The following is a 24,057-nucleotide window of genomic DNA, read 5'->3' as shown; positions in this document are numbered from 1 at the left end:
GCTCTTTACGGCTCGAACTTGTAGCCGAGGCCACGCACCGTCACCAGATACCGGGGCGCGCCCGGGTCCGGCTCGATCTTGGCGCGCAGGCGCTTGACGTGGACGTCGAGGGTCTTGGTGTCACCGACGTAGTCGGCGCCCCAGACGCGGTCGATGAGCTGCATGCGGGTCAGCACGCGGCCGGCGTTGCGCAGCAGCATCTCCAGCAGGTCGAACTCCTTGAGGGGGAGGTCGACCTTGGAGCCGGAGACCGTCACCACGTGGCGGTCGACGTCCATGCGGACCGGGCCCGCCTCCAGGGCGGCCGGGGTCACCTCCTCCGGCTCGCCGCGGCGGCGCAGGACGGCCCGGATGCGGGCGACCAGCTCGCGCGAGGAGAACGGCTTGGTGACGTAGTCATCGGCTCCTATTTCCAGGCCGACGACCTTGTCGATCTCGCTGTCCTTGGCGGTGACCATGATCACCGGGACGTTGGAGCGGCCACGCAGCTGGCGGCAGACCTCGGTGCCCGGCAGGCCGGGCAGCATCAGGTCGAGGAGGACGAGGTCGGCGCCGTTGCGCTCGAACTCGTCGAGTCCGTCGGGCCCGGTGGTCGCGACGGCGACCTCGAAGCCCTCCTTGCGGAGCATGTACGACAGGGCGTCGGAAAAGGACTCCTCGTCCTCGACGACGAGCACACGGGTCACGGAAGGACCTCCGGGGCGGAAAGCGTTTCGTACGCGGGTGAGTCGGGGGAATTGGGGGGATCGGTTGGTGCGGGCTGCCCGGCCTCGTCGTCGAGATCGGGGTGCTGCTGAGCGCGGTCACGGGCCGCACCCGCCTCCGGCAGCCGCAGGGTGAAGGTGGAGCCCTGTCCCTCGGAGCTCCACACCGTGACCTCCCCGCCGTGCGAGGCGGCCACGTGTTTGACGATCGCGAGACCGAGGCCGGTGCCACCGGTGGCACGGGAACGGGCCGGGTCCACGCGATAGAAGCGCTCGAAGATGCGCTCCTTGTCCTTGTCCGAGATGCCGATGCCCTGATCGGTGACGGCGATCTCGATGAGGTCCCCGCCCGGGGCGCTGACCCGGCGGGCGGCGATGCCGACGCGGGTGCGGGCGGGCGAGTAGTTGACGGCGTTCTCGACGAGGTTGCCGAGCGCGGCGGCGAGCTGGCCGCGGTTGCCCCAGATGCTGAGGTCGGCGGTGCCGCCGACGGCCATGGTGATCTGCTTCGTCCCGGCGGCGTGCCGGCAGCGGTCCATGGCCTCGGCGACGAGCTCGTCGACGCGGACGGGCTCGGCGTCCTCCAGCGGGTCGTCGTTCTGCACCCGGGAGAGGTCGATGAGCTCCTGCACCAGGTTGGTGAGCCGGGTGGCCTCGATCTGCATACGGCCCGCGAAGCGCTCCACGGCCTCAGGGTCGTCGGAGGCGTCCATGACGGCCTCGGAGAGGAGGGAGAGCGCGCCGACCGGGGTCTTCAGCTCATGGCTCACGTTGGCGACGAAGTCGCGTCGTACCGCCTCTATGCGCCGGGCCTCGGTGAGGTCCTCGACGAGGAGGAGGACGAGGCGGGAGCCGAGCGGCGCGACGCGTGCGGACACGGCGAGGGCCTCGCCACGACCGGTGCCGCGCCGAGGCAGGTCCAGCTCGACCTGCCGTATCTCGCCGTCACGTCTCGTGTCCCGGGCCATCTGCAGCATGGGCTCGACGGAGAGCTTGCCGCCGCGCACCAGTCCGAGGGCGTACGCGGCCGAGCTGGCCTTGACCACGGCGTCGCCCTCGTCGAGTACGACGGCGGAGGACCGCAGCACCGACAGAACCGTGTCCACGCCGGGCGGCAGGACCGGGTCAGTGTGCAGGGAGGTTCGAGTGGGTCGCTTCAGGTCGCGTTCGCTCCAGCGGAACGCCAGCATGGCGATCACGCCGGTGAGCACACCGGCGATCGCTGCCGCTGCGGCGACCGCCGCGTTCACGTCCATGCGTCCAGGTTAGGCATGCGGTGGGTGGTGGCCACAGCCGTCGGAGTGCGAGCTCGAACACTCGTCGCCCAGAGTTCACCTTGGAGCCAGTGTTGGTTCATTTGGGTTGGCGGAAACGGACGCGTAGCCGCCGGATCGTGGAGGCGTCGGTTCGCGAGCGCCTCGCTCGAGCGGTTTAGCGTGGAGATCACACTGGCGGTTTCACGACAGTCCAACTGACGTTTTCGCGACAGTCTTACTGTCGGAGGTCATGACCGTAAGACTGTCCGCTCGACGGTTTGACTGGTTTGACGACAACATGGTCGGTTCGGCCAATAAATCGGATAAAGCGGATGAGGTCGGCGGTTCGCCGGCCGTCTCCCGGCCCCCGGAACCCCCGAGGCAGACGTAAGAGAGGGACCCCCTGATGCGGGACGCGTACCACGAGGAACTGGACTCGATCGGCGACAGCCTGGTGGAGATGGCCCGGATGGTCGGGTCGGCGATCGGACGCGCCACGGCGGCGATCCTCGACTCCGACCTGAAGCTCGCCGAGAGCGTGATCGAGGCCGACCAGAAGGTCGACGACCTCCAGCACGACCTGGAGGCGCGGGCCATAGCGCTGCTCGCCCGCCAGCAGCCGGTGGCGACGGACCTCCGGATAGTCGTCACCTCGCTGCGGATGTCCGCGGACCTGGAGCGGTCGGGCGACCTGGCCCAGCACGTGGCGAAGCTCACGCGGCTGCGCTACCCCGAGCGCGCGATCCCGCAGGACCTGCACGCCACCATCCTGGAGATGGGCCAGCTCGCGCAGCGCCTGATGGCGAAGGCGGCCGAGGTGCTCATCACCAAGGACGTCGACCTCGCGCTCCAGCTGGAGCAGGACGACGACGCGATGGACCTGCTGCACCGCACGCTCTTCCAGCACCTGATGGACGAGCGCTGGAAGCACGGCATCGAGACGGCCGTGGACGTGACGCTGCTCGGCCGCTACTACGAGCGGTACGCCGACCATGCGGTGGCTGTGGCGAAGCGTGTGGTGTACCTGGTGACGGGTGAGCACGCGGACGAGCTTCAGGCCGACATCCAGCCGGAGATCCAGCCGGTTGCGGGGGCGGAAGGCGCATAGGGGCTTCGGGCCTTCGGGCCTTCGGGCCTTCGAGGGGACCGTCCCGGCCCGTCCGGCCGGGGCGGCGCGAGGGGCGCGGGGCTTGTGGTGTGCGGGGCCGGGTCGGCTCGTACGCGGGCTCGCTGGGGTCTGCTCGGGGCGTGCGCAAGCCTCTGTGCGCCGTTGATGCGCCCAGCGGGGCGGGCATGGAATGGGCACAGGCACCAGCCTCGAGGAGGGACCATGGCCGAATCCCCCAGCATCCCCGGCACGACACCCGACCCCACTCAGGAACGCCCGACCGAGCAGCCCGCCGACATCAGGAGCCTTCCGCTCTTCGGCGCCTGCGGCTGTGGCTCCGGCTGCGGGTGCGGGTGCCAGTCCGGGAATCCCTGCCAGTGCGGGTGAGGTAGCTCTCGTACGACGTCGAAGGGCCCCGGTGCGGTTGACGCACCGGGGCCCTTCGCGTGCCTGGACCGCGGTTCTCGCCTCGCTCGCCGTGCCGTGCGGGAGGAGCATGGAAGGAGAGCAGCGAGCGCACTCCGAGGACGTTGCGTCCGAGGATCGTGAGGAGGTGCGAGGCATGGCTCAGTTCATGGACGTTCACCACAACATGAAGGGCATCACGGCCGACAAGCTGCGCGAAGCCCACAACGCGGACCTCGCCATAGAGCAGGACGAGCGCGTGCACTTCGAGCGGGCGTGGGCCGACCCCGAGTCGGGCGTCGTCTACTGCCTCTCCGAGGCGCCCTCGGCCGAAGCGGTCCAGCGCATCCATGAGCGCGCCGGGCACAAGGCCGACGAGATTCATCCGGTCCCGCTGTCGGTCTGAGGCTGCGGACGCGGGGGTACGGGGGCCGAAGCACCGGGAGGGGGGTATCGGGGGCGCATGGCGCATCGGGAAGGAGGTGTGGGGCCCGTGACACGGTTCATGGACGTCCACCACGGAATGCAGGGCATCACGGCCGAACAGCTGCAGGAAGGTCACGACGCCACCGCCGCGATCGAGCAGGAAGAAGGAGTCCACTTCGAACACGCCTGGGCGGACCCGAAGTCCGGCACGGTGTACTGCCTCAGCGAGGGCCCCTCGGCGGAGGCGGTGAAGCGCGCCCACGAGCGCGGGGGTGGCGGGGTACCGGACGAGATTCACGCCGTGCCGCTGACGGTGTGACGTGAGGTGAGGTGAGGTGCGGTGCGGTGCCGGTCAGAACGGCACTGCGGCGCCCTGTTCCCCTGCCCGCCTCCCTGCGTCCAGCGGCGTGGCGGGCAGGGGTATGTGCAGGGGTGCGGTCAGTCCACGGCCAGTCCGCTCACGACCAGTCCGCTCACGATCAGTCCGCCGTCTTGCAGGCAACGGCTGTGAAGACGACACCGGCGTTCGTATCGCCGTAGTGGTCGGCCAAGTCGGAGCCCTCTGCTCCGGCCGGCCACGTCGGCATCGGTGTGGGAGTCGGCGTAGGAGTGGGCATCGCCGCCGAACAGTCGGAGCCACGATCCGGCGACGACGTCTTCGGCCGTGGACCCGACGTCGGCTCGATCCCGTCGTTGATCGACTCCGTGAACGACCAGCCGGCGACGACCAGTACGAGCCAACCACCGACCAGCCACCCCTTGGCCCGCCTGCCCATCCCGACCCGCCCCCCTCCCGAAGTCCCCACGAACAGCGGCCAGTTTGCCATCCGTACGACCGCGCCCCCTCGCAGGCCTCCGTTCTCGACGCTCCTCTCAACAGGCGAGCCGCGGCAGACGGACTTACGGTCGAGCGGTAGGCGCCGTACCGAGTGGGGGGCCCTCGCGTGTCGGCGCCGGCCGATCCTTCCACGTCACCAACAGGAGACGACCTGCCATGGCCACAGCATCCGAAACCCCGGTACTGGACACCCTCGCCGCGATGACGGTCGACTCGGTCGAGCGGTGCGGGCTGCGCCCGGAGACCTTCATGCTCACCCGTATCGCGGCCCTCGCCGCGTCCGACGCCCCGCCGATCTCGTACGTCGCCCATATCGACCCCGCCATCCAGGCCGGCATGACCGCCGAGCAGGTGCAGGACGTACTGGTCGCCATCGCGCCTGTCGTGGGGACCGCCCGCGTCATGACGGCGGCCGGCAACATCGCCAAGGCCCTCGGCATCACGATCGCGGTCGCCGACGCCGAGGCGGAGGGCCGGAGTCGAGCGTAGTCGGGCTCAGCGGCCGCCGTTTCCGCTCAGTCACACGTGGGTCTTGTGGCTGAGCGCTTTCCAGAGTTTCAGCGGGGACGTGCGCGACCTTCGCCCGGCTCATCGCGGCGGCCGGATTGAGCAGCCCACGGTGTGCCGGGCGGCCCGGTTGGGGGAGGCGTCGGGCGCCCGGTCAGGCGCCGTCGATGCGGTCGAGCAGCGCCCGGGCCTCAACGGTGCGGCGATGATCCGGGCCGAAGGAGGCCAGGCAGGCGTCGTGAGCGGCCGCGGCCCGGAGGCGGGCCTCGGTACTGCGGCCCAGCCCCAGGAGGGCGGTGGCCACGGCCAGCTCGACGGCGCCGGTCTCCGGGCGGCCCTCCTCCTCGGGCAGGCTGCGGCGCAGTTCGTCGGCGCGCTCCGCCTCGGTGAGAGCCTCCTCGTGGCGGGCCTGGCCGTTGAGGCTGCGGGCCAGGCCGAGCCGCAGGACCAGGGAGAACCGGTCCGGTACGCGATGTTCGGCCAGGGCCTCGCAGGCGAGCGTCTCGGCCTCCGGGTAGCGTCCCTGCGCGTTGAGGGCGAAGATCAGTCCGTTGCGGGCGGCCGCCGCTATGAGCGGCATCTCCGGCCCTGTACCGCGGGTCGCGGCCCGGGCGACGGCCGCACACTCCGCCTCGCACTCGGCGTGCCGGGCGAGCGCGGTCAGCGTCTGCGCGCGGTCCGAGCGCAGCTTCAGGGTCTGCGGGTGTTCGACTCCGAAGATCCTGCCGAAGACCGGCAGCACTGCGTCGTATGCGGCGAGGGCCTCGGCGTGACGGCCCTGGGCGCCCGTCGCGAGCGCGGCGATGCTCAGCGCCAGCGGTGCGTACATGTCATCGCGCGGCCGCGACCGGGCGGCGGCCACGGCGAGGGCCTCGGCCTCCGCCTCGGCATAGCGTCCGGCTTCGTACAGGGCCATGGCCTGGGACACAGGGGATCTCTTCATCCGCCCGGCGTCGTTTCGGCCGCGCGGCCGAAAGAGTCTCATGGCCGGAGCATATGGGTGCCGCGCACGCCGTTCGGCGAAGGGGCGAGAGCTGGTCGGCGGCCCCTGATGGCCCGGGGTCAGGTGGGCAGGCGGGCAGGCGGGCAGGCGGGCAGGGCGAACTCTCACCACATCGCTGCGAAGCGAGAGGTCGAACAACAGGCTGAGCGCCAGAGGGCCGGCTGAGATGCGCCAAGGCCAACCATCGTGCTCAGTCACACGTGCCCCCTCCCCCCGGCATCGGCAGCCTCTTCGATGGACTCAGAAATCGAACACATGCTTGAATTCGGCCATGCGATCGTTCCCCGCCGACCTGGCCCAGGCACAGCTGGAATGGAGCGCCACCTACCGGCAGCTCGCGGCGCGGCCCGGCCGTACCGAGCTGCGTCGGCGCCTGTACCGGCTGTCGGTTCAGCTGTACTTCCATCCGCACTGGCAGCAACGGCGTCCGAGTCCCGCGGCCTGGTGGGAACTGCGTGGCCTGGGGCGGCCGGGCGGAGACGTGAGTGAGTGGCTTCATCGATGACGCGCTGGAATGCAGGGCCGTATGTCCCGGATGATCCTGAAGGCATGCCTGGACCACTACGCGTGATCGTGCATCCGCCGTCGCCCACGGGTGGCCGACGTGTGCGCGTGGACGGCGAGATCCTCGGCCTGGCCCACAACGTGGTCGACGTCGCCGAGTTCCTGCGCCGGGCCGGCCTGGAGATCGACCCGGCGGACGTCGCGGACTCGCCGTGGATCGACTGGCGCGGAGTGGGGCCGGAGCACTGGGGGCCGGAGACGGACAACTGACCCAGCCGGGCGGCGACTTCACGGCAGGGCGGCGTGCCTGGACTCTCGGATCATGTCGACGTCCCCCACGTGTGGTCCCGCCCCCACCGCCACAGTCATGCCCCAGCACAGCAACAAGCCCCCTACCAGCGGAGAAACCGCAGGCAGGGGGCTTGATCGTGCCGCGTTACTTCTTCTTGCCCTGGTTCTTGACCGCCTCAATAGCAGCCGCAGCCGCCTCCGGGTCAAGGTACTTCCCACCGGGCGTCACCGGCTTGAAGTCGGCGTCGAGCTCGTAGTACAGGGGGATGCCCGTCGGGATGTTCAGGCCCGCGATGTCGGCGTCGGAGATGCCGTCGAGGTGCTTGACCAGGGCGCGCAGGCTGTTGCCGTGGGCCGCGACGAGGACCGTGCGGCCTGTCAGGAGGTCGGGGACGATGCCGTCGTACCAGTACGGGAGCATGCGGACGACGACGTCCTTCAGGCACTCCGTACGGGGGCGCAGCTCCGGCGGGATCGTCGCGTAGCGCGGGTCGTCCGACTGGGAGAACTCCGTGCCGTCCTCGAGGGGCGGGGGCGGGGTGTCGTAGGAGCGGCGCCACAGCATGAACTGCTCCTCGCCGAACTCGGCGAGGGTCTGGGCCTTGTCCTTGCCCTGGAGGGCGCCGTAGTGGCGCTCGTTCAGGCGCCACGAGCGGTGGACCGGGATCCAGTGGCGGTCGGCCGCCTCCAGCGCCAGCTGGGCCGTGCGGATCGCGCGCTTCTGGAGGGACGTGTGGACCACGTCGGGGAGGAGATCGGCGTCCTTCAGGAGCTCGCCACCGCGGACCGCCTCCTTCTCGCCCTTCTCGTTGAGGTTGACGTCCACCCAGCCGGTGAACAGGTTCTTCGCGTTCCATTCGCTCTCGCCGTGGCGGAGGAGGATCAGCTTGTACGGTGCGTCGGCCATGCGTCCGAGCGTAATCGAAGGCTTTGGCCGGGTGCGCCGGGCTCTCGAAGAGCGGACGGTTGACGGGATCTGTTAATCCGGTGGTCCCCGAAGACCCCACGCTTGTAAGTTGCGGGTGCCGCCTGAGCTTCTTACATCCGTGGGGGATCCGTATGTCCGTCGCCGCCCTGAGACGTGCCACCCGGGAGACCGTCTCCGGGCTCCCCCGCGAGTTCTGGTGGCTGTGGACCAGCACGCTGGTGAACCGGCTCGGCGCCTTCGTGGCCACCTTCATGGCTCTGTACCTCACCATCGACCGCGGCTACTCCGCCTCCTACGCCGGCCTCGTCGCCTCGCTGCACGGCCTCGGCGGCGTCATCTCGTCGATCGGGGCCGGGGTCATGACCGACCGGATCGGCCGGCGGCCGACCCTCCTCGTCGCCCAGGCCGCCACCGCCGTGTCCGTGGCCGCGCTCGGCTTCGTGCACCACCCCGTCGCGATCGCCGCCGTGGCGTTCCTCGTCGGCGCCGCCTCCAACGCCTCCCGGCCCGCCGTGCAGGCGATGATGGCCGACATCGTGCGGCCCGAGGACCGAGTACGGGCCTTCTCGCTCAACTACTGGGCCATCAACCTCGGGTTCGCCGTCTCCTCCATGGCCGCCGGGTTCATCGCCGAGGTCAGCTACCTCGCCGGGTTCCTGATCGAGGCGGGGATGACGGCCGTCTGCGCGGTCGTGGTGTTCGTGAAGCTGCCGGAGTCGCGGCCCCAGGCCACCAAGAGGGAAAAGGCCGGCGACGAGGTGCGGCTCGGGACCGTCCTGCGCGACGGGCGCTTCATGAGCGTCGTCGGTCTGTCCTTCCTCGTCGCGTTCATCTTCCAGCAGGGCTCGGTGGGGCTGCCGGTGGCGATGGGTGAGGCCGGGTTCTCCCCCGCCGACTACGGTCTCGCCATCGCCGTCAACGGTGTGCTGATCGTCGCCCTGCAGATCCCGGTCACACGGTTCATCGAGCGACGCGACACCGGGCGGATCCTCATCGTCTCGTCCCTGCTCGCCGGGTACGGCTTCGGACTCACCACCTTCGCGGGGTCCGTCGGCGTCTTCGCGCTGACCGTGTGCGTGTGGACGCTCGGCGAGATGCTGAACGCGCCCACCCAGACCGGCCTCGTCGTACGTCTCTCCCCCGCCCACGGACGCGGCCGCTACCAGGGCATGTACACCCTGTCCTGGTCGGTGGCGGCCCTGGTGGCGCCCCTCATGTCCGGATTCGTTATCGACCGGTTCGGTGCCGAGTGGCTGTGGGGACTGTGCGCGGTCGTCGGGACGGCGGCGGCGATCGGGTACGGCGCCCTGATGCGCCGGCTGCCCGCCGAGGCACCGGCCGCCGCCGAGACCCCGGCCGACGCGAAGCCCGAGGTCAGCGCGGCCTGAGCCCGTGCCGCCCTCGCAGCCACTCAACAGCCGTGGCGGGCGCTCACGGGTGCATGTGCGCCCCCTTCATCACCTTGTCCACCGCGTTCCGCGGCCCGTACACCGCCAGCCCCACCAGGTCCAGCTCGCCCGTGCCCACGGCCCGCACGGCCGCCCGGTTGTCACGGTCGTTGCCCGTCGCGAAGAGGTCGGAGGTGAAGACCGCGCGCGGGAGGGAACGCGACAGCACGCGCGCGTGGGCCGTCGTCAGCGTCTCCTTCGTGCCCTCGAAGACCAGCACCGGCTGGCGGAGCATCGGCAGGTAGGGCACGCCGCCCGCGTCCTCGTACGGCTCCCCGATCACCTCCGGAAGCTGCGTTCCCAGGCCGCTGACCAGGAACGCGGTGACGTTCAGCCGCTGCCAGGTCTCCAGGTCCTCGCGCAGCAGCACGGCGATCTTCGTGTCGAAACGAACAGGGGGTTCAGCACTCGTCTCACTCATACGACGAGACTGGCGGCCGCCGTACGGATCGGTCTTGTACGTTCTTTGCATGGCCACCCGGCAAGTCACCCGCCAGGCCACCCGGCAGGAAGTGACCGCGTGGCGTCCCCGTGTCCCGGGCGTCACCGAGGTCTTCCACGCCCACTTCACCGAGTACGCGTACCCGATGCACGTCCACGAGGCCTGGACGCTGCTCATCGTCGACGACGGCGCCGTACGTTACGACCTCGACCGGCACGAGCACGGCACCCCGCACGACACGGTGTCCCTCCTCCCGCCGCATGTCCCGCACAACGGCTCCCCCGCCACCCCGCACGGCTTCCGCAAGCGGGTCCTGTATCTGGACGGCACGCGACTGGGTGACGACCTGATCGGCCCGGCCGTCGACTCCCCCGACCTGCGCGATCCCGTCCTGCGGTTGCGCGTCGGCCAGTTGCACTCCGCCCTCGCCCACCCCGGCGACGAGCTGGAGGCCGACAGCAGGCTCACCCTCATCGGCGACCGGCTGCGCGCCCATCTGCGGCCCGGAGCCGGCCCGGACGCCCCCCGCCGCGACCCCGTCCTCGCCCGCCGGCTACGCGAACTCCTCGACGAGCGGGTGGTCCAGGGCATCGCCCTCGACGAGGCGGCGGCACTGCTCCAGGCCCATCCCGCCCATCTCGTACGGTCGTTCAGCACCGCGTACGGCATCGCCCCGCACCAGTACCTGATGTCCCGCCGCGTCGACCGCGCCCGCCGGCTGCTCCTGGAGGGCCGGCCGCCGGCCGAGGTGGCCGTCGCGACCGGGTTCCACGACCAGTCCCATCTCACCCGGCACTTCCGGAAGCTGGTGGGGGTGCCGCCGGGGCGTTACCGGAACAGCGCGCGCTGAGAACTCAGTCGGCGGGGCGCTGGGTCAGGTGAGTGAACGCGTCCAGGTTCCGTGTCGACTCGCCGCGCGCGACTCGCCACTCGTACTCCTTGCGGATCGCGGACGCGAAGCCCAGCTCCAGGAGGGTGTTGAAGGCTCCGTCCGCCGCCTCCAGGACCTGGCCGAGGAGGCGGTCGATCTCGTCGGGGGTGACGGCGGCGAGCGGGAGCTTGGCGGTGACGTAGACGTCGCCGAGCCGGTCGACGGCGTAACTCACGCCGTACAGCTTGAGGTTGCGCTCCAGGAGCCAGCGGTGGACGCCGGGTTCGTTCTCGTCGGGGTGGCGGATGACGAAGGCGTTCAGGGAGAGGGAGTGGCGGCCGACGAGCAGGGAGACCGTCGTCGACAGCTTGTGGGTGCCGGGGAGCTTGACGACGTAGGTGCCGGGGGCGGGGCTCTCCCACTCCAGCTCGGCGTCCTTCAGGGCCCCCTCGACGACCTGCGCCGCCTTCTGTGCGTCAGCCATGGTGGGAGCGTACGCGACGCCGGTGGGCGTGGCTCGCGGCCACATAGACGTCCGCCGTGGCGGCCGCCGCCGCGTCCCAGCCGAAGGACTGGGCGTGCCTGGCCGCGGCCTCGCCCATCCGTGGGGACAGATGGGGGTCGTCGGCGAAGGCGCCGAGCACGCGCGCGTAGTGGGCCGGATTGTGGCCCTGGACCAGGAAGCCGGTGTGGCCGTCCCGCACGGCCACCGGCAGGCCGCCCACCGCTGCCGCCAGCACGGGTGTGCCTGCCGCCTGCGCCTCGATGGCCACCAGGCCGAACGATTCGCTGTACGACGGCATCACCAGCACCGATGCCGCCCGGAACCAGTCCGCGAGCTGGTCCTGGCCGACGGGCGGGCGGAACCGTACGACGTCCGCGATGCCCAGGCGGGCGGCCAGCTTCTGCAGGCCCTCGGGCTTGGCGAGGCCGCTGCCGCTGGGGCCGCCGACGACCGGAACGAGGATGCGGGAGCGGAGCTCGGGGCGTTCGTCGAGGAGGACGGCCACCGCGCGCAGGAGGATGTCGGGGGCCTTCAGGGGCTGGATGCGGCCCGCGAAGAGCGGGATCAGGGCGTCCTGGGGGAGGTCCAGGCGGGCTCGGGCGGCGGATCGGCCGTCTGCGGGCGAGAAGCGGGAGAGATTCACGCCGGGGTGGACGACGGCGACCTTGCCCCGGTCGGCGTGGTAGTGCCGTACCAGTTCGTCGGCCTCTTCGGAGGTGTTGGCGATGAGGCGGTCCGCGGCCTCGACGATCTGCGTTTCGCCGATGACGCGGGCGGCGGGTTCGGGGGTGTCGCCGTCGGCCAGGTTGGCGTTCTTGACCTTGGCCATGGTGTGCATGGCGTGCACCAACGGGGCGCCCCAGCGCTGGGCCGCCAGCCAGCCGACGTGGCCGGAGAGCCAGTAGTGGGAGTGGACCAGGTCGTAGTGGCCGGGGCGGTGACCGGCCCAGGTCTGCATCACACCGTGTGTGAAGGCGCAGAGCTGGGCGGGGAGGTCTTCCTTGTTGAGGCCCTCGTAGGGGCCCGCGTCGATATGGCGGACGAGGACGCCGGGGGACAGCTCGACGGTGGGCGGGAGGTCGGCGGCGGTCGTGCGGGTGAAGATCTCCACCTCGATGTTGATCGCGGCGAGGCGCTGCGCGAGCTCCACGATGTATACGTTCATGCCGCCGGCGTCGCCTGTGCCGGGCTGGTGGAGCGGGGAGGTGTGCACGGAGAGCATGGCTACGCGGCGGGGGCGGCGATGGAGCCTCAGTCGGCTCACGTGGCGGTCCTCCTTGGCTGCGGGCATGCCGGACGGAGGGGGTGGGGCCCTCCACGGGGGTGCAACAGCGGAGGGAGGGGTTCCCATTCCGGGTGGGGTGGTTTTTACCCAGGAATTACCGGGGGTCGCTCAACTGTTCGGGGCTTGGGTGCGTGGCGGGCGGCCCGCTTCTCGCCGCTTACCCTCGTATGCATGTCATCCCGCGCCTCCGCCCGACCCGTGGGCACTGTCACGCGCGGGACCACCAATCCCAATCGGCTGCGCCGTATGGACCGGTGGATCGCCCATGTGCACGGGGCCGAGCTGCGGCGGGCGGCGGATCCTGTCGCCGTCGATCTCGGGTACGGGGCCGCCCCCTGGACCGCCGTGGAGCTGCTCGGGCGGCTGCGTACCGTGGCGCCACGCGCGCGTGTGGTCGGTGTCGAGATCGAACCGGCCCGGGTGGCCGCCGCCAGGTCGTACGAGCGGGAGGGCCTGGTCTTTCGGCACGGGGGGTTCGAGATTCCGATTCCCCAGCGGCCGGTGCTCGTGCGGGCCGCGAATGTGCTGCGGCAGTACGAGGAGGGTGAGGTCGCGAAGGTCTGGGAGCGGCTGTGTGCACGGCTCGCGCCGGCCGATCCGGTGTCGGGGGCTCGTGGCGGGCTGCTCGTCGAGGGGACCTGTGACGAGATCGGGCGGCGGCATGTGTGGGTCGCGCTCGGGCCGGAGGGGCCGCGTACGGTCACCTTCGCCACGCGGCTGGGGGCGCTGGAGCGGCCGTCGGATCTCGCCGAGCGACTGCCCAAGGCGCTCATTCACCGCAACATCACCGGTGAGCCCGTGCATGCCTTCCTTCGCGACTTCGACCGCGCCTGGGCCGCCGCCGCGCCCTACGCGTCCTACGGCGCACGTCAGCGCTGGATCCGGGCGGTGCGGGACCTCGCCGTCGACTGGCCGGTGACGGACGGGCCGGTGCGGTGGCGGCAGGGTGAAGTGACCGTGCGGTGGGAGGCGTTGGCGCCCCGGGCATGACCTGCGGGGAACGATCTCCACGAGTCGTTCGTCACAAAGGCGGGGAGAACGTCATGACGGGGAGGGAAAGGGGGGAAGCAGACCTCTGTCACTTTGCGCGCCGTCGTGGCACGATCCCCCGGACGCTCGTAGGTTACTGACGGGACATCAGTTTGGGGGCAACAGGTATGGGCTCGGGCAAGCGCGGCCTGATCGCATCGGCCGTGATCGTCGTCTGCGCGGTCACCGCACTGGCGGCACCAGGCACGGCGTTCGCGGCACCCACCCCCACCCCCACCCCATCGCCGGGCGCCTCATCCGCCTCGCCCCGGACCCCCGTGTCGAACAAGGACCTTGAGGAGGTCCGCCAGCGGCTCGAGAAGCTCTACCACGCCGCGGCCGTCGCCACCGACGAGTACAACGCCGCCGAGGAGGCGGCCCAGAAGCAGTCCGCCGAGATCGTCGAGTTGGCGAAGAGGATCGTCAAAGGGCAGGAGAGGCTCGCCGAGTTGAGGAAGCGGGCCGGTGCGGCGGCCGCGGCTCAGTATCGCGCCGGGGGTCTGCCCGACGAGGCGAAGCTGATGCTCAGTGACGACCCGCAGGAGTTCCTGGACGGCGCGGGGCGGGTGCTGCAGGGTGAGCGCGCGACCAAGGGGCTGCTGGGCGAAATGACCCGTACCCAGCAGGACTTGGAGCAGTACGCCAAGGACGCCTCCGCCCAGTGGCAGAAGCTGGAGGCGGGCCGCAAGGCCAAGGCGGCCGCGCAGAAGAAGATCGAGAAGCAGATCAAGGCCGCCGAACAGCTCGAATCCCAGCTGGAGAAGGAGGAGCGCGAGCGCCTCGCCGAGCTGGAGGAGGAGGCCGCCTACCAGGCGCAGACCGCCTGGCTGGACTCCGGCATCCTGAAGGACCTCGACACCAAGGCCTCGGAGCAGGGCCGCAAGGCCGTCGAGTACGCCACCGCCCAGCTGGGCAAACCGTACGAATGGGGCGCCGAGGGGCCGAAGACGTATGACTGCTCGGGGCTCACGTCACAGGCATGGGCGAGCGCCGGGAGCGGCATTCCGCGGACCTCGCAGGAGCAGTGGAAGCAGCTGAAGCGCATCGACGTCGCGGACATGCGCCCCGGCGATCTCATCCTCTACAACGACGATGCCAGCCATGTCGCCCTGTACATCGGCGACGGCGCCATCATCCACGCCCCGCGCCCGGGGCGGACGGTGACGGTCGCGGGGGCCGGCTCGATGCCGATCCTCGGGGTGGTTCGGCCCGATGCGTGAGGATTCAGGGCGGCTTGTGACTGCTGGGCCGTGACCCTCGCCACGTGACCCACCCCACGTCACATCGCTCCCAAACTCCGCGCTGACGTGACGTTCGTCATCCCCACGCCGCCCGCGGCCTGTCCAACTGCGGTACAAAACGCGGCATATGACAGGGGCTGGTGTCCAGGCGGCGTGCCTCACACCATTCCGTTGCGGCGCCGACTACCGCTATGGTCCCCGTCGGTGGATCGAGGTCCCTCGTTCCCACCAGTGCCCTCGGGGGGAGGGAAGGAACTCAAGACGATGCCCCTACCCATACCGCGGCAGAGAGCGATCCCGGCCGTGGAGAGTGGTCAGGCGCCGGCCGCGTCCCGAGGCGGCACCTCCAAGGAAGAGGCCCCGCGTAAGGAAGAGACGGTCGAGAACACCACCCACACCAATCTGACGCTGCTGCTGATCGAGGACGATCCCGGCGGCTCCGCACTCGTGCCCGAGCTGCTCGACTCGGCCGGCAAGCCGATCCGGGTGCGCACCGCCCGCAACCTCACCGAGGCCGAGCGGCTGCTCACCGACGACGTCCACTGCATCCTGCTGGACCTCTCGCTGCCGGCGCCCGGCCGGGCCGCCGACGACGACGAGCTGGCCGTGCTCAAGCACGTCCTGGAGCTCGCGCCCCGGCACGCCGTCCTCGCGCTCACCGCGTCCGGCGACGCCGAGCGCGCCACGGAGGCCGTGCGTGTCGGCGCCCAGGACTACCTCTTCCGGGACGAGCTGGACGGGCGGCTGCTGAGCCGCGCGATCCGGTACGCGGTGGAGAGGAAACGTTCCGACACGGCCGAGCGGCGCCTTGCCGAGGGCCGGATGCGGGCGCAGGAGAACCGCCGGCTGGAGCGCGGCCTGCTGCCGACGCCCCTGCTGCAGGGGTCGTCGCTGCGGTTCGCCGCGCGCTATCGGCCGGGGCGGTCGCGCGCCCTGCTGGGCGGTGACTTCTACGACGTCGTCCGCACCGCCGACGGCACCGTGCACGCCATGATCGGCGACGTCTGCGGGCACGGTCCCGACGAGGCGGCGCTCGGTGTGGAGCTGCGGATCGCCTGGCGGGCACTGACGCTGGCCGGGCTGTGTGGGGACGCTCTGCTGGGGACGCTCCAGCAGGTCCTCGAGCACGAGCGGGCCGACGACGAGATCTTCGCGACCCTCTGCACGGTGGACATCGCGCCGGACGGGCGGCGGGCGGGGCTGTGCCTCGCGGGGCATCCGTCGCCGCTGCTTGCCCGGCCCGGGCGGCCGGCGCAGTTGCTGCCGTACGACAACAACGGGCCCGCGCTCGGTCTGCTGCCGGGTGCGCGGTGGCCGCGCATGGAGGTGAAGCTGGGAGCGGAGTGGAGCCTGATGCTCTACACCGACGGGCTCATCGAGGGACGTGTCGGCGAGGGCCGGGAGCGGCTCGGGCAGGACGGCATGGTGGAGATGGTCCGCCGGCAGCTGGATGAGGGCCTGCGGGGAGAGGCGTTGCTGCGGGCCGCCGTCAATGAGGTCCGGGACCTCAATGGCGGGGAGCTGACGGATGACGTGGCCGTGTTGTTGCTGGACCGGGGCGTCTGAGCGGGGGCGCGCCGCTGGGTTGTGCGGGGGACCGCCGCTGGGCTGTGCGGGGGACCGCCGTGGGAGGGCGGCTGTGGTACGCCGTCTGCGGGTGCTCTGTGGCTGGTCGCGCAGTTCCCCGCGCCCCCAGGGGCGTTACCGCTCAGCAGTTCCCCGCGCCCCCAAGGGCGTTACCGCTCAGCGGCGTCCATCAGAAGGCGCCATTCCGGTGATCAGCGGCCGCCGTTCCAAGGGCCGTACGGACCGTCGCTGCTGGAGCCCTTTCTGCTGCGGCCCCCGCCCGGCAGCCCCTTGATCGCGGGCCTGACGTCCACCATGTACACGATCGTCGCGATGAGGCCGATGATCGGCAGGAACGACAGGATCGGGAAGAGCAGGTTCACCACAAAAGCGAGGCCGAGGATGATCAGCCAGAACGGCTTGGTCTTCTTGTCGGCCGCGCGGTAGGCGTCCTCGCGGCGCGTGGCCGCGTCGATCAGCGCGAAGCCGCTGAAAGCGATCAGGGCCATGCTCAGCAGCCACATGAACCCCGCGAAGCCCTGCATCAGCACAACGTCCACCACCCGAATCGGCTCGTATCTACGCGGTCACCGTACCCGCAACCGCAGGGCCGCTACCCGAACAACGGGCCGAGCACTCCGTGAGTGCCCGGCCCGAGGCGAACGGCCCCGTTTCACCCGTACGTGTTACTTGGCGGGCGGAGTCGTCTTCTTGGCGGTGGGCTTGCGTGCCGGGGTGGCCTTCTTGGCGGTGGTCGTCTTCTTCGCCGGGGCGGCCTCGGCGGCCGGCTTGGCCTCGACGGGCTTGGCCTCGGTCTTGTCGTCCTTGACCTCGACCGGCTCGGCCTTCGGCTCGACGGCGATCGCGAGCTCCTCGATCTCCTCGGCCGCCTCGCCGCGCCAGGTCTTCACGGCCTGCTCGCCGTGCTCGGCGACCTTCTCGTAGGTCTCGCGGGCCTTCACGGCGTACTCGGCGGCGACGCCGACACCGCGCAGCGCGAGGTCCTGGGCGGTCTCGCCGAGCTTCTTCAGGTCGGCGTCGAGGCTGCTGCCGAGCTTCTTGAAGTCGGCGTCCAGGTTGCTGCCGAACTTCTTGAAGTCCGCGTCGATGCTGCTGATGAACTCGTTGACCTTGGTCTGGATGTTCTCCTGCGCCTCCCTGGCCTTCGCGCCGGCCTCCTTGGCGCGGGCGGTGGCCTTCTCCTGGACAGCCTTCGGGTCGGTGTTGCGAACGGCCTCGAACCGGGCCGGCGCCTCGGTGCGCAGCTGCTCCACCAGGCCGGGCACCTTCTTGGCCTGCTGGAGGGCGAGGTCGGCGGTGCCGGCGGCGAAGTAGAGCGGGGTCGGGTCGCTGAGGGTCTTACGCAGGTCGTCGGCGATGGCCATGGTGATGGTCCTCCCGGTTTGCTATGAGGTGAGGGTTTTGGAACCGCAGGTCGGCCGGACAGGTTACGGCTACTCGCCGTCGCCTTCCCTCGCGTGCTCGAGCGTGCCCTCGCGTGCTGGGCGTGGCACGCGTACGGCGGTGCTCGGTCAGCTCGGTCAGCCGGCCGACTGCTGCGGGTTGGTCGGGTCCTCCGGGTCGGCGTCGCTGCCGTCGGAGGCACGGGTCGTGCGGGTCGTACTGTTCGTGCGGGTTGCGCGCGTCTTGCGGGTCGTACGGCTGCGGCGTGCGGCGGCGTCGCTGCCCTGCGCGTCCGCCGCGTCCGCGCCGTCGTGGCCGTCACTCTGCCGGGTGCCCAGGTCGGCCAGTCGAACCGCCTCGGAGGACTCGACCGCCTCGGCAGCCTCCCCCGCCTCCGGGGATATCCCGAACCCGTTCTCCTTGCGGAAGGATTCGTAGATCTGGAGTAGCACCTGCTTCTGCCGCTCGTTCAGCGTGGGATCGGCGAGGATGACGGCGCGCGTCTCCACCTCGTCCCGGTCCCGCTCGGCGTCGAGGATGCCGGCGCGCACGTACAGCGTCTCGGCGGAGATCCGCAGCGCCTTGGCGACCTGCTGCAACACCTCCGCGCTCGGCTTGCGCAGCCCGCGCTCGATCTGGCTCAGGTACGGGTTGGACACCCCGGCGGCGTCGGCGAGCTGCCGCAGTGACAGCTGCGCGTTGCGCCGCTGCTCACGCAGATACTCACCGAGATTGCCGACGTTGAGCGATGCCATGGCTCCACCTTGCCTCACCCCCGCTAACTATTGCAAGCACCCGCTTGCAAAAGTGCGCCATGCCACGCGAACGACTCAGCAGTTCGGTAGCCATGAGTGCGTGCAGCAGATCGAGCGCGTCGTCCACCGTCGCGGTCTCCAAGTGCCGCAGTGCGGCGCGTACTGCTCGCGGCTCCGCCAGGAACCTGCGGACCGTCAACGCCCTGACGGACCCGACGGTCCTCGAGCCGATGATCGCCGGTGTGACCGCGGGCTCACAGGGGCGGGCCGCCTCACCACCGAGGGTCGGACACGACCTGGGCAATCGATCTCTGCCTGGCGGCGCATCGGATGTCGCTGCAGAGCGGCTGCATAGGATCGCCGGCATGGCACTGCGACCTGCTCACGTGAACATAAAGGCTCTTGACGGCTTGGCGGTCGGCCGGTTCTGGGCGGAGGCGCTCGGCTGGCGTGCTTACAGCCCCGGCGTGACCACCTACGTCGGACCCGTCGGCGACCTCGTTTGGCCGCACCCGGTCGCCGTCGGCATCGACTTCGTTCCCGTCCCGGAAGCCAAGACGACAGCGAAGAACCGTGTGCACCTCGATCTCGCCACCACCTCCGCCGCCCATCAGGCGGAGTTGGTCGCGCGCCTGCAGGCTCTCGGTGCGACGCCCGCCCACGTGGGCCAGGGCGACGTGCCGTGGACGGTCCTCGCCGACCCGGAGGGCAACGAGTTCTGTGTGCTGGAGCCCCGGGAGATCCACCGGGACACCGGACCGGTCGCCGCGGTGGTGGTCGACTGCGTGGATCCGCGGGCCATGGCCCGGTTCTGGGGTGAGGCGATGGACTGGACCCTGCACGAGGTGACCGACGATCACGCGGTGTTGCGCTCCGCCAAGGGTGTCGGCCCGTATCTCGAGTTCCTCCGCACTCCCGATGTGAAGACCGTGCCGGACCGCGTCCATCTCGACCTGCTGCCGTACCCCGGCGACGACAAAGAAGCGGAAGTGGCCCGGTTGCGGGCCCTCGGCGCCACCGACCTCGACGTCGGCCAGGGCGACGTCCCGTGGACGTGCCTGTCCGACCCGGAGGGCCACGAGTTCTGCGTCCTCGCCCCGTCCTGACACGGAGCTTGACGACACGCCGACATAAGCGCGCTGTCCCGCTATGCCGACCAGCAGTTGGCCTGCAAGGCCCCGGGCGGCCCGTACTGGAGCCTCGCCCAACACGCCTTTCCCATACGGCACTTCGCCCTCCACGCCGACCAGGACACGCTCCGCGGCCGCATCGCCGAGGTCGTCGACACCACACATCTCACGCCCGCCCAGGCCGCCCTACGATCACGCCCCCCTGTCAGCCCTGACGATGCAGAAGGGATGCCCGGCCGGATCGGTGAGGACGCGCCACCTGCCCTCGTGCGGCTGGTGATCCGGCTTGCCCGCGCCCAGCTCCAGCAGCCGGGTCTCGGCCTCGTCCAGGTCACCCTCGACGTCGAAGCAGATGTGCAGCTGCTGGGGAACGGTCTGGTCGGGCCAGCTCGGCGCGCGGTGGTCGGCGACCCGTTGGAACCCGATGAGGAGTCCGTCCGGACGCTTGAGACCGGCGAAGTCGGCGTTCGACTCCGGGTGGGTTTCGAGGCCGGTGGCCTGCTGGTAGAACGCCGCCAGAGCCAGCGGGTCAGGGCAGTCGAGGGTGATGGCGCTCAGCTTCATCCGCACGGGCAGGTCACCTCCGGGTCGCTGGTGGATCTTCCCGACGCCCACCCTAGAGGCGGTCGACCAGGGTGAAGTCACGCCCCTGTTCAGGCCGTTGGTTCGGGTGGCGAGGTCTCAGCGGAAGGCGGCGCCGTTGTCCGAGGCCCATTGCCGGAACGATCTGGCGACCGCCCCGGTGACCCGGAACACGGTGTCGTGCACCGCCAGCAGTGCGTCGTTGACGTCCCCGCCCATCAGGTCGAGGACCGCGTCCGCGGCCTCGTCTCCCATGAGGGAAGCCATCTGCCGGTGGGCTTCCTGCCGGCCGATCTCGACGAAGGGCACCGCCCGCCCCAACACCGCGCCGCTGGCGGCGAGTTGATCTCGGACGGTGACACGTTCCGGCCCGGTTAGTACGTACGTCCGCCCCTGGTGGCCCGGCTCGGTGAGCGCCACGCGGGCAACCGCCGCGATGTCCGCGGGGTGGATGGCGGGGAGCCCGATGTCCGGGTACGGCGCCCGGACCACGCCCCGCTCGCGAATCTCCCGCGCCCACCACAAGGTGTTCGAGGCGAACTGCGTCGGCCGCAGGATGGTCCAGGCCATGCCGCTGTCCTTGAGCAGCCACTCGACGGCAAGGTTCTCGCCGGCCGCCGGCAGATGCGGATGGGTCTCCACCGTGATCGACGACACGAGCACCACATGCTCCACGCCAGCCCGCCGGGCGGCCGCCAGGATCTCTGCTTCCGCACCCATGCCCGACAACAGGAACAGCGAGCGCGCTCCCGCCAACGCGGCCTTCAGAGAGTCCGCCCGCGTGAGATCGCCCTCGACGGCTTCGATCCCCTCGGGGAACGAGGCGTGCGCCGCGTCACGGGTCAGACCTCGCACGGGTGCGGCACCGGCCAGGTGCAACTCCTCCAGCAGAGCGCTTCCGATGTTTCCGGTCGCGCCGGTCACCAGGATCATCGTCATCTCCTCCTGTCGTCAGCCGGTGATCACGCCCACGGCACGCTAGGACCTCAACTTTGCTCGAGGTCAAGGGAGTGAATCGCGGCCCGTGACGGCCCCGGCCCCGGTCCCCGGCACGGAGGCGGTTTTCGCACCTCCTGGTATCCCGCACGTAGGCCGTGGGCTGGACGGATGAAAGCGGTCTGCTCCATAAGTGGTGCCGCGAGCGGCTGTTGGGCACTGTGCGGATCCGCTCCTCGATCATCTTCGCGTCGGCGCTCGGCCGACCTGAGGCGAGGAGTGGCGCGTGTCGGATCGGAATGTTTCCCGGAGACGGTCGAACCGGCTGCGCGCCAGGTGGGCCGCGGTCTGTGCCGGGCTCGCCCTGGCGCTGACCGGAGGGCTGCAGGGCGGGGCGGTCGCGGCCGACACCCCCGAGCCGCCGCGACCTCCGGGGCGGCTCCTCGCCGGCCCGGCGGCGCTCCTCGGCGGCGCCGTCCACCCGGAGGCGTCGCCGGCCGGGGCCAACGACTTCAGTTGCCGGCCCACGCGTGAGCATCCACGCCCGGTGGTACTGGTGCACGCGACCTGGACGAACGCCTTCTCCAACTGGAGCATGCTGGCCCCGTGGCTGAAGGAGCAGGGCTACTGCGTCTTCGCCCCCAACTACGGTGGCACGCCGGGGAGTCCGTTCAAGGCCAACGGGCCGATTCCGGCCTCCGCACGGCAGATCGCCGACTACGTCGACCGCGTGCTCAAGGCCACCGGAGCCCGCCAGGTCGACCTCGTCGGGCACTCCCAGGGCGGCGGTGTGACGCCCCGCTGGTACCTGCGGTTCGAAGGCGGCACGGATCCCGCGCACCCGAAACGGAACAAGGTGCGCCGCCTCATCGGCCTGGCCCCGTCCAACCACGGCACGACCGCCCTGGGCCTCGGCACACTGACCACCGAGCTGGGTCTCAACCCGGCCGTGTCCGCCGTGGTCGGCCAGGCATGGCCGGATCAGATGGTCGGCTCGGAGGTGAACCAGAAGCTGGACCGGGACGGGGACACCCAGCCCGGGGTCCAGTACACGGTCATCGCCACCAAGCTCGACGAGGTCGTCACCCCCTACACGCAGCAGTTTCTGACCGCGGGGCCGGGCGCGTCCGTACGGAACATCACGATCCAGGACGTCTGCCCCGAGGACCTCTCGGAACACGTGTCGATCGCCTACGACACCAACGCCGCCCAACTGGTGCGCAACGCCCTCGACCCCGCCCACGCCAAGCCCGTCCGCTGCGGCCTCTCCCTGCCCGTACTCGGCGGCTGAGGCCAGGCGCACGCCACGACCGGGGAGCAGGCGCCCGCCGCCTGCTCCCCGTGCCCATGCCCATGCCCCGCCATGTCACAAAACGGGCGAGTCGGCTCGTCCTAGGTTTCACAGACGACTCCGGAATCGGGACGGTGAGTGTCATGCGGGTGTTCGTCGCAGGTGGGACCGGCGTCATCGGGCGGCGGCTGGTGCCGCGGCTGGTGGAGCGCGGGCACCAGGTGACGGCCACGACGACCAGCGCGGCCAAGCTCGACCTGGTGCATCGGATGGGCGCCGAGGGCGTCGTGATGGACGGGCTCGACGGCAGGTCCGTCACCGCGGCGGTGGCCGCGGCCAGGCCGGACGCGATCGTGCACCAGATGACGGCGATCTCCGCGCCGCACTCCGGCAAGCCGGACATCAGGCACTTCGACCGCTGGTTCGCCACCACCAACCGGCTGCGCACCGAGGGCACCGACCACCTGCTGGCCGCCGCGGAGGCGACCGGCGTCCCCCATGTCGTCGCGCAGAGCGCCGCCATCTGGAACGGCGTCCGGGAGGGCGGCTGGGTGAAGACCGAGGAGGACCCGCTGCCCGTGGAGACGGGGAGGCTGCGCGCGCTGGGGGAGGCGATCCGGCACATCCAGGACGTGGTCCTCAAGGCCGACGGGACGGTCCTGCGCTACGGCGGTTTCTACGGGCCGGGCGCCACCGACGACCAGGTCGAGCTGGTCCGCAAACGGCAGTTCCCGCTGGTCGGGGGCGGTACCGGCTACTTCTCGTGGGTGCATCTCGACGACGCGGCGAGCGCCACCGTGCTGGCCGTTGAGCAGCGGGCGCGGGGCGTGTTCAACATCGTCGACGACGAACCGGCGCCGGCCAGTGAGTGGCTGCCGTATCTGGCCGCCTGTGCGGGGGCGAAGCCTCCGCTGCGCGTTCCCAAGTGGCTGGCCCGGCTGCTGGCCGGGGAGGTGGTGGTGACGATGATGACCGAGGGGCGGGGGTTCTCCAACGCGAAGGCCAGGCGCGAGCTGGGCTGGGAGCCGCGTTATCCGTCATGGCGGGAGGGATTCCGGGAGGAGCTGGCGGGGCGGTCGTAGCCGCCGTCGCGGGCACCGGCGTTGCGGCGCCCGCCGCCGTACCCACTTATTTGTGCGTACTTGGCAGCGATCCGCCGCCGTCGCACCCTGGATGCGGGTGATCGACGAGGCGGCGGACGGAGGTGGCGTACAGGTCAGGAGGCCGGCTGGACCCCGGTCATGCGCTCCAGGCGGCGGTGGCCCCAGTCGGAGAGCGGGCCGAGGGCCTCGGCCAGGTCGCGGCCGAACCCGGTCAGGGAGTACACGGTCTTCAACGGCAGCTCCTCGTACACCTCACGGTGCACCAGACCGTCCGACTCCATCTCACGCAGCGCCTGGGTCAGCACCTTCTCGCTGAGGCCCGGCAGCTGGCGGCGCAGCTCCGCCGGGCGGTGCGGGCCGGACTCCAGCAGCCAGAGCAGCGACGTCTTCCACTTGCCCTCGATCACCGTGATCGCGGCGGTCACTCCGCAGACGTTCGGGTCATGGCGCCGACGCGTCATATCCCACCCCTTTTGTCATCAATTCTTGCCACTCTACA

Annotated in this window: 28 protein-coding genes and 1 pseudogene; 15 read left to right on the top strand and 14 right to left on the bottom strand. The window is 70.7% G+C overall.

From position 1 onward, the window contains the following. Nucleotides 1-5: 5 nt before the first annotated feature. Both phoP and phoR read right to left on the bottom strand, forming a co-directional pair. Nucleotides 6-677: a two-component system response regulator PhoP gene (gene phoP / locus IF78_RS0121905; protein ID WP_004000192.1), complete on the bottom strand. Its 672-nt coding sequence runs from the start codon at nucleotides 675-677 to the stop codon at nucleotides 6-8. 5 nt (nucleotides 678-682) lie between these two features. Continuing rightward, complete coding sequence (phoR, locus tag IF78_RS0121900; protein ID WP_031479010.1) at nucleotides 683-1,960, bottom strand: two-component system sensor histidine kinase PhoR; 1,278 nt, start codon at nucleotides 1,958-1,960, stop codon at nucleotides 683-685. Between the two features lie 406 nt (nucleotides 1,961-2,366). On the opposite strand from phoR, the gene phoU reads away from it, so the two are divergent. From phoU to IF78_RS0121885, 3 genes are all read left to right on the top strand, one after another. Then, on the top strand, nucleotides 2,367-3,068 hold the full coding sequence (gene phoU / locus IF78_RS0121895) for a phosphate signaling complex protein PhoU (protein WP_031479012.1): 702 nt from the start codon (nucleotides 2,367-2,369) through the stop codon (nucleotides 3,066-3,068). 562 nt (nucleotides 3,069-3,630) lie between these two features. Continuing rightward, on the top strand, nucleotides 3,631-3,879 hold the full coding sequence (locus IF78_RS0121890) for an SCO4226 family nickel-binding protein (protein WP_031479014.1): 249 nt from the start codon (nucleotides 3,631-3,633) through the stop codon (nucleotides 3,877-3,879). Between the two features lie 87 nt (nucleotides 3,880-3,966). Continuing rightward, nucleotides 3,967-4,218, top strand: coding sequence for an SCO4226 family nickel-binding protein (locus IF78_RS0121885; protein WP_031479016.1), 252 nt, complete (start codon nucleotides 3,967-3,969; stop codon nucleotides 4,216-4,218). 160 nt (nucleotides 4,219-4,378) lie between these two features. On the opposite strand, the gene IF78_RS0121880 is transcribed toward IF78_RS0121885, so the two are convergent. Beyond that, a complete protein-coding gene (locus IF78_RS0121880; RefSeq protein ID WP_158751466.1) occupies nucleotides 4,379-4,726 on the bottom strand; it encodes a hypothetical protein in 348 nt (115 codons plus the stop codon). A 167-nt stretch (nucleotides 4,727-4,893) separates the two neighbouring features. Between IF78_RS0121880 and IF78_RS0121875 the strand changes: the two genes are divergently transcribed. Then, entirely contained in the window at nucleotides 4,894-5,226 is a 333-nt protein-coding gene (locus tag IF78_RS0121875; protein WP_031479023.1) for a carboxymuconolactone decarboxylase family protein, read from the top strand. Nucleotides 5,227-5,398: 172 nt separating this feature from the next. Here IF78_RS0121875 and IF78_RS0121870 read toward each other — a convergent pair whose 3' ends face one another. Further along, the gene (locus IF78_RS0121870) at nucleotides 5,399-6,187 is read right to left on the bottom strand and encodes a tetratricopeptide repeat protein (RefSeq protein WP_199921371.1); all 789 of its coding nucleotides are present in this window, start codon (nucleotides 6,185-6,187) and stop codon (nucleotides 5,399-5,401) included. 331 nt (nucleotides 6,188-6,518) lie between these two features. On the opposite strand from IF78_RS0121870, the gene IF78_RS0121865 reads away from it, so the two are divergent. Together IF78_RS0121865 and IF78_RS0121860 are read left to right on the top strand one after the other, a co-directional pair. Then, entirely contained in the window at nucleotides 6,519-6,752 is a 234-nt protein-coding gene (locus IF78_RS0121865; RefSeq protein ID WP_031479027.1) for a hypothetical protein, read from the top strand. A gap of 44 nt (nucleotides 6,753-6,796) precedes the next feature. Next, complete coding sequence (locus tag IF78_RS0121860; protein ID WP_031479028.1) at nucleotides 6,797-7,021, top strand: hypothetical protein; 225 nt, start codon at nucleotides 6,797-6,799, stop codon at nucleotides 7,019-7,021. A gap of 166 nt (nucleotides 7,022-7,187) precedes the next feature. On the opposite strand, the gene IF78_RS0121855 is transcribed toward IF78_RS0121860, so the two are convergent. Next, entirely contained in the window at nucleotides 7,188-7,949 is a 762-nt protein-coding gene (locus tag IF78_RS0121855) for a phosphoglyceromutase (protein WP_031479030.1), read from the bottom strand. A gap of 152 nt (nucleotides 7,950-8,101) precedes the next feature. Here IF78_RS0121855 and IF78_RS0121850 point away from each other — a divergent pair, with 152 nt between their 5' ends. Continuing rightward, nucleotides 8,102-9,358: an MDR family MFS transporter gene (locus tag IF78_RS0121850; RefSeq protein ID WP_031479032.1), complete on the top strand. Its 1,257-nt coding sequence runs from the start codon at nucleotides 8,102-8,104 to the stop codon at nucleotides 9,356-9,358. A gap of 43 nt (nucleotides 9,359-9,401) precedes the next feature. Here IF78_RS0121850 and IF78_RS0121845 read toward each other — a convergent pair whose 3' ends face one another. Next, nucleotides 9,402-9,839, bottom strand: a complete 438-nt coding sequence (locus IF78_RS0121845; RefSeq protein WP_031479034.1) for a DUF2000 domain-containing protein — start codon at nucleotides 9,837-9,839, stop codon at nucleotides 9,402-9,404. A 49-nt stretch (nucleotides 9,840-9,888) separates the two neighbouring features. On the opposite strand from IF78_RS0121845, the gene IF78_RS0121840 reads away from it, so the two are divergent. Continuing rightward, entirely contained in the window at nucleotides 9,889-10,710 is an 822-nt protein-coding gene (locus IF78_RS0121840) for a helix-turn-helix transcriptional regulator (RefSeq protein ID WP_031479036.1), read from the top strand. Nucleotides 10,711-10,714: 4 nt separating this feature from the next. On the opposite strand, the gene IF78_RS0121835 is transcribed toward IF78_RS0121840, so the two are convergent. Both IF78_RS0121835 and mshA read right to left on the bottom strand, forming a co-directional pair. Next, nucleotides 10,715-11,215 carry a type III secretion system chaperone family protein gene (locus IF78_RS0121835; protein WP_031479039.1) on the bottom strand — a complete coding sequence of 167 codons (501 nt, stop codon included), beginning with the start codon at nucleotides 11,213-11,215 and terminating at the stop codon, nucleotides 10,715-10,717. Beyond that, a complete protein-coding gene (mshA, locus tag IF78_RS0121830; RefSeq protein ID WP_031479041.1) occupies nucleotides 11,208-12,527 on the bottom strand; it encodes a D-inositol-3-phosphate glycosyltransferase in 1,320 nt (439 codons plus the stop codon). The genes IF78_RS0121835 and mshA overlap by 8 nt, the downstream gene beginning before the upstream one ends. A gap of 165 nt (nucleotides 12,528-12,692) precedes the next feature. Between mshA and IF78_RS0121825 the strand changes: the two genes are divergently transcribed. From IF78_RS0121825 to IF78_RS0121815, 3 genes are all read left to right on the top strand, one after another. Beyond that, nucleotides 12,693-13,511: a class I SAM-dependent methyltransferase gene (locus tag IF78_RS0121825; RefSeq protein WP_199921372.1), complete on the top strand. Its 819-nt coding sequence runs from the start codon at nucleotides 12,693-12,695 to the stop codon at nucleotides 13,509-13,511. Between the two features lie 167 nt (nucleotides 13,512-13,678). Further along, the gene (locus IF78_RS0121820) at nucleotides 13,679-14,770 is read left to right on the top strand and encodes a C40 family peptidase (protein ID WP_031479045.1); all 1,092 of its coding nucleotides are present in this window, start codon (nucleotides 13,679-13,681) and stop codon (nucleotides 14,768-14,770) included. A 285-nt stretch (nucleotides 14,771-15,055) separates the two neighbouring features. Beyond that, nucleotides 15,056-16,357, top strand: coding sequence for a PP2C family protein-serine/threonine phosphatase (locus IF78_RS0121815; RefSeq protein WP_031479046.1), 1,302 nt, complete (start codon nucleotides 15,056-15,058; stop codon nucleotides 16,355-16,357). A gap of 212 nt (nucleotides 16,358-16,569) precedes the next feature. Here the strand turns inward: IF78_RS0121815 and IF78_RS0121810 are convergent, their stop codons facing one another. From IF78_RS0121810 to IF78_RS0121800, 3 genes are all read right to left on the bottom strand, one after another. Then, nucleotides 16,570-16,902, bottom strand: a complete 333-nt coding sequence (locus IF78_RS0121810; RefSeq protein WP_031479048.1) for a DUF2516 family protein — start codon at nucleotides 16,900-16,902, stop codon at nucleotides 16,570-16,572. A gap of 141 nt (nucleotides 16,903-17,043) precedes the next feature. Then, nucleotides 17,044-17,742, bottom strand: coding sequence for a hypothetical protein (locus tag IF78_RS0121805; protein ID WP_031479050.1), 699 nt, complete (start codon nucleotides 17,740-17,742; stop codon nucleotides 17,044-17,046). A 156-nt stretch (nucleotides 17,743-17,898) separates the two neighbouring features. Further along, a complete protein-coding gene (locus IF78_RS0121800) occupies nucleotides 17,899-18,516 on the bottom strand; it encodes a helix-turn-helix domain-containing protein (protein WP_031479052.1) in 618 nt (205 codons plus the stop codon). 365 nt (nucleotides 18,517-18,881) lie between these two features. On the opposite strand from IF78_RS0121800, the gene IF78_RS0121795 reads away from it, so the two are divergent. Both IF78_RS0121795 and IF78_RS49755 read left to right on the top strand, forming a co-directional pair. Further along, on the top strand, nucleotides 18,882-19,622 hold the full coding sequence (locus tag IF78_RS0121795; RefSeq protein WP_031479054.1) for a VOC family protein: 741 nt from the start codon (nucleotides 18,882-18,884) through the stop codon (nucleotides 19,620-19,622). Nucleotides 19,623-19,706: 84 nt separating this feature from the next. Next, a pseudogene (locus IF78_RS49755) lies at nucleotides 19,707-19,838 on the top strand (ATP-binding protein); the annotation flags it as partial. Here the strand turns inward: IF78_RS49755 and IF78_RS0121790 are convergent. Together IF78_RS0121790 and IF78_RS0121785 are read right to left on the bottom strand one after the other, a co-directional pair. Continuing rightward, nucleotides 19,839-20,210: a VOC family protein gene (locus IF78_RS0121790; RefSeq protein WP_031479056.1), complete on the bottom strand. Its 372-nt coding sequence runs from the start codon at nucleotides 20,208-20,210 to the stop codon at nucleotides 19,839-19,841. Nucleotides 20,211-20,327: 117 nt separating this feature from the next. Next, complete coding sequence (locus IF78_RS0121785; protein ID WP_031479058.1) at nucleotides 20,328-21,161, bottom strand: SDR family oxidoreductase; 834 nt, start codon at nucleotides 21,159-21,161, stop codon at nucleotides 20,328-20,330. Between the two features lie 289 nt (nucleotides 21,162-21,450). Here IF78_RS0121785 and IF78_RS0121780 point away from each other — a divergent pair, with 289 nt between their 5' ends. After that, the gene (locus IF78_RS0121780) at nucleotides 21,451-22,455 is read left to right on the top strand and encodes an esterase/lipase family protein (RefSeq protein ID WP_031479060.1); all 1,005 of its coding nucleotides are present in this window, start codon (nucleotides 21,451-21,453) and stop codon (nucleotides 22,453-22,455) included. A 143-nt stretch (nucleotides 22,456-22,598) separates the two neighbouring features. Further along, nucleotides 22,599-23,537 carry an NAD-dependent epimerase/dehydratase family protein gene (locus tag IF78_RS0121775; RefSeq protein WP_031479062.1) on the top strand — a complete coding sequence of 313 codons (939 nt, stop codon included), beginning with the start codon at nucleotides 22,599-22,601 and terminating at the stop codon, nucleotides 23,535-23,537. Between the two features lie 134 nt (nucleotides 23,538-23,671). Here the strand turns inward: IF78_RS0121775 and IF78_RS0121770 are convergent, their stop codons facing one another. Beyond that, the gene (locus tag IF78_RS0121770) at nucleotides 23,672-24,019 is read right to left on the bottom strand and encodes a winged helix-turn-helix transcriptional regulator (protein ID WP_031479064.1); all 348 of its coding nucleotides are present in this window, start codon (nucleotides 24,017-24,019) and stop codon (nucleotides 23,672-23,674) included. Nucleotides 24,020-24,057: the final 38 nt, after the last annotated feature.

This window comes from Streptomyces bicolor (assembly GCF_000719285.1).
GTDB classification, from domain to species: Bacteria; Actinomycetota; Actinomycetes; order Streptomycetales; family Streptomycetaceae; genus Streptomyces; species Streptomyces bicolor.
This window is presented reverse-complemented; position numbering and strand designations above follow the sequence as displayed.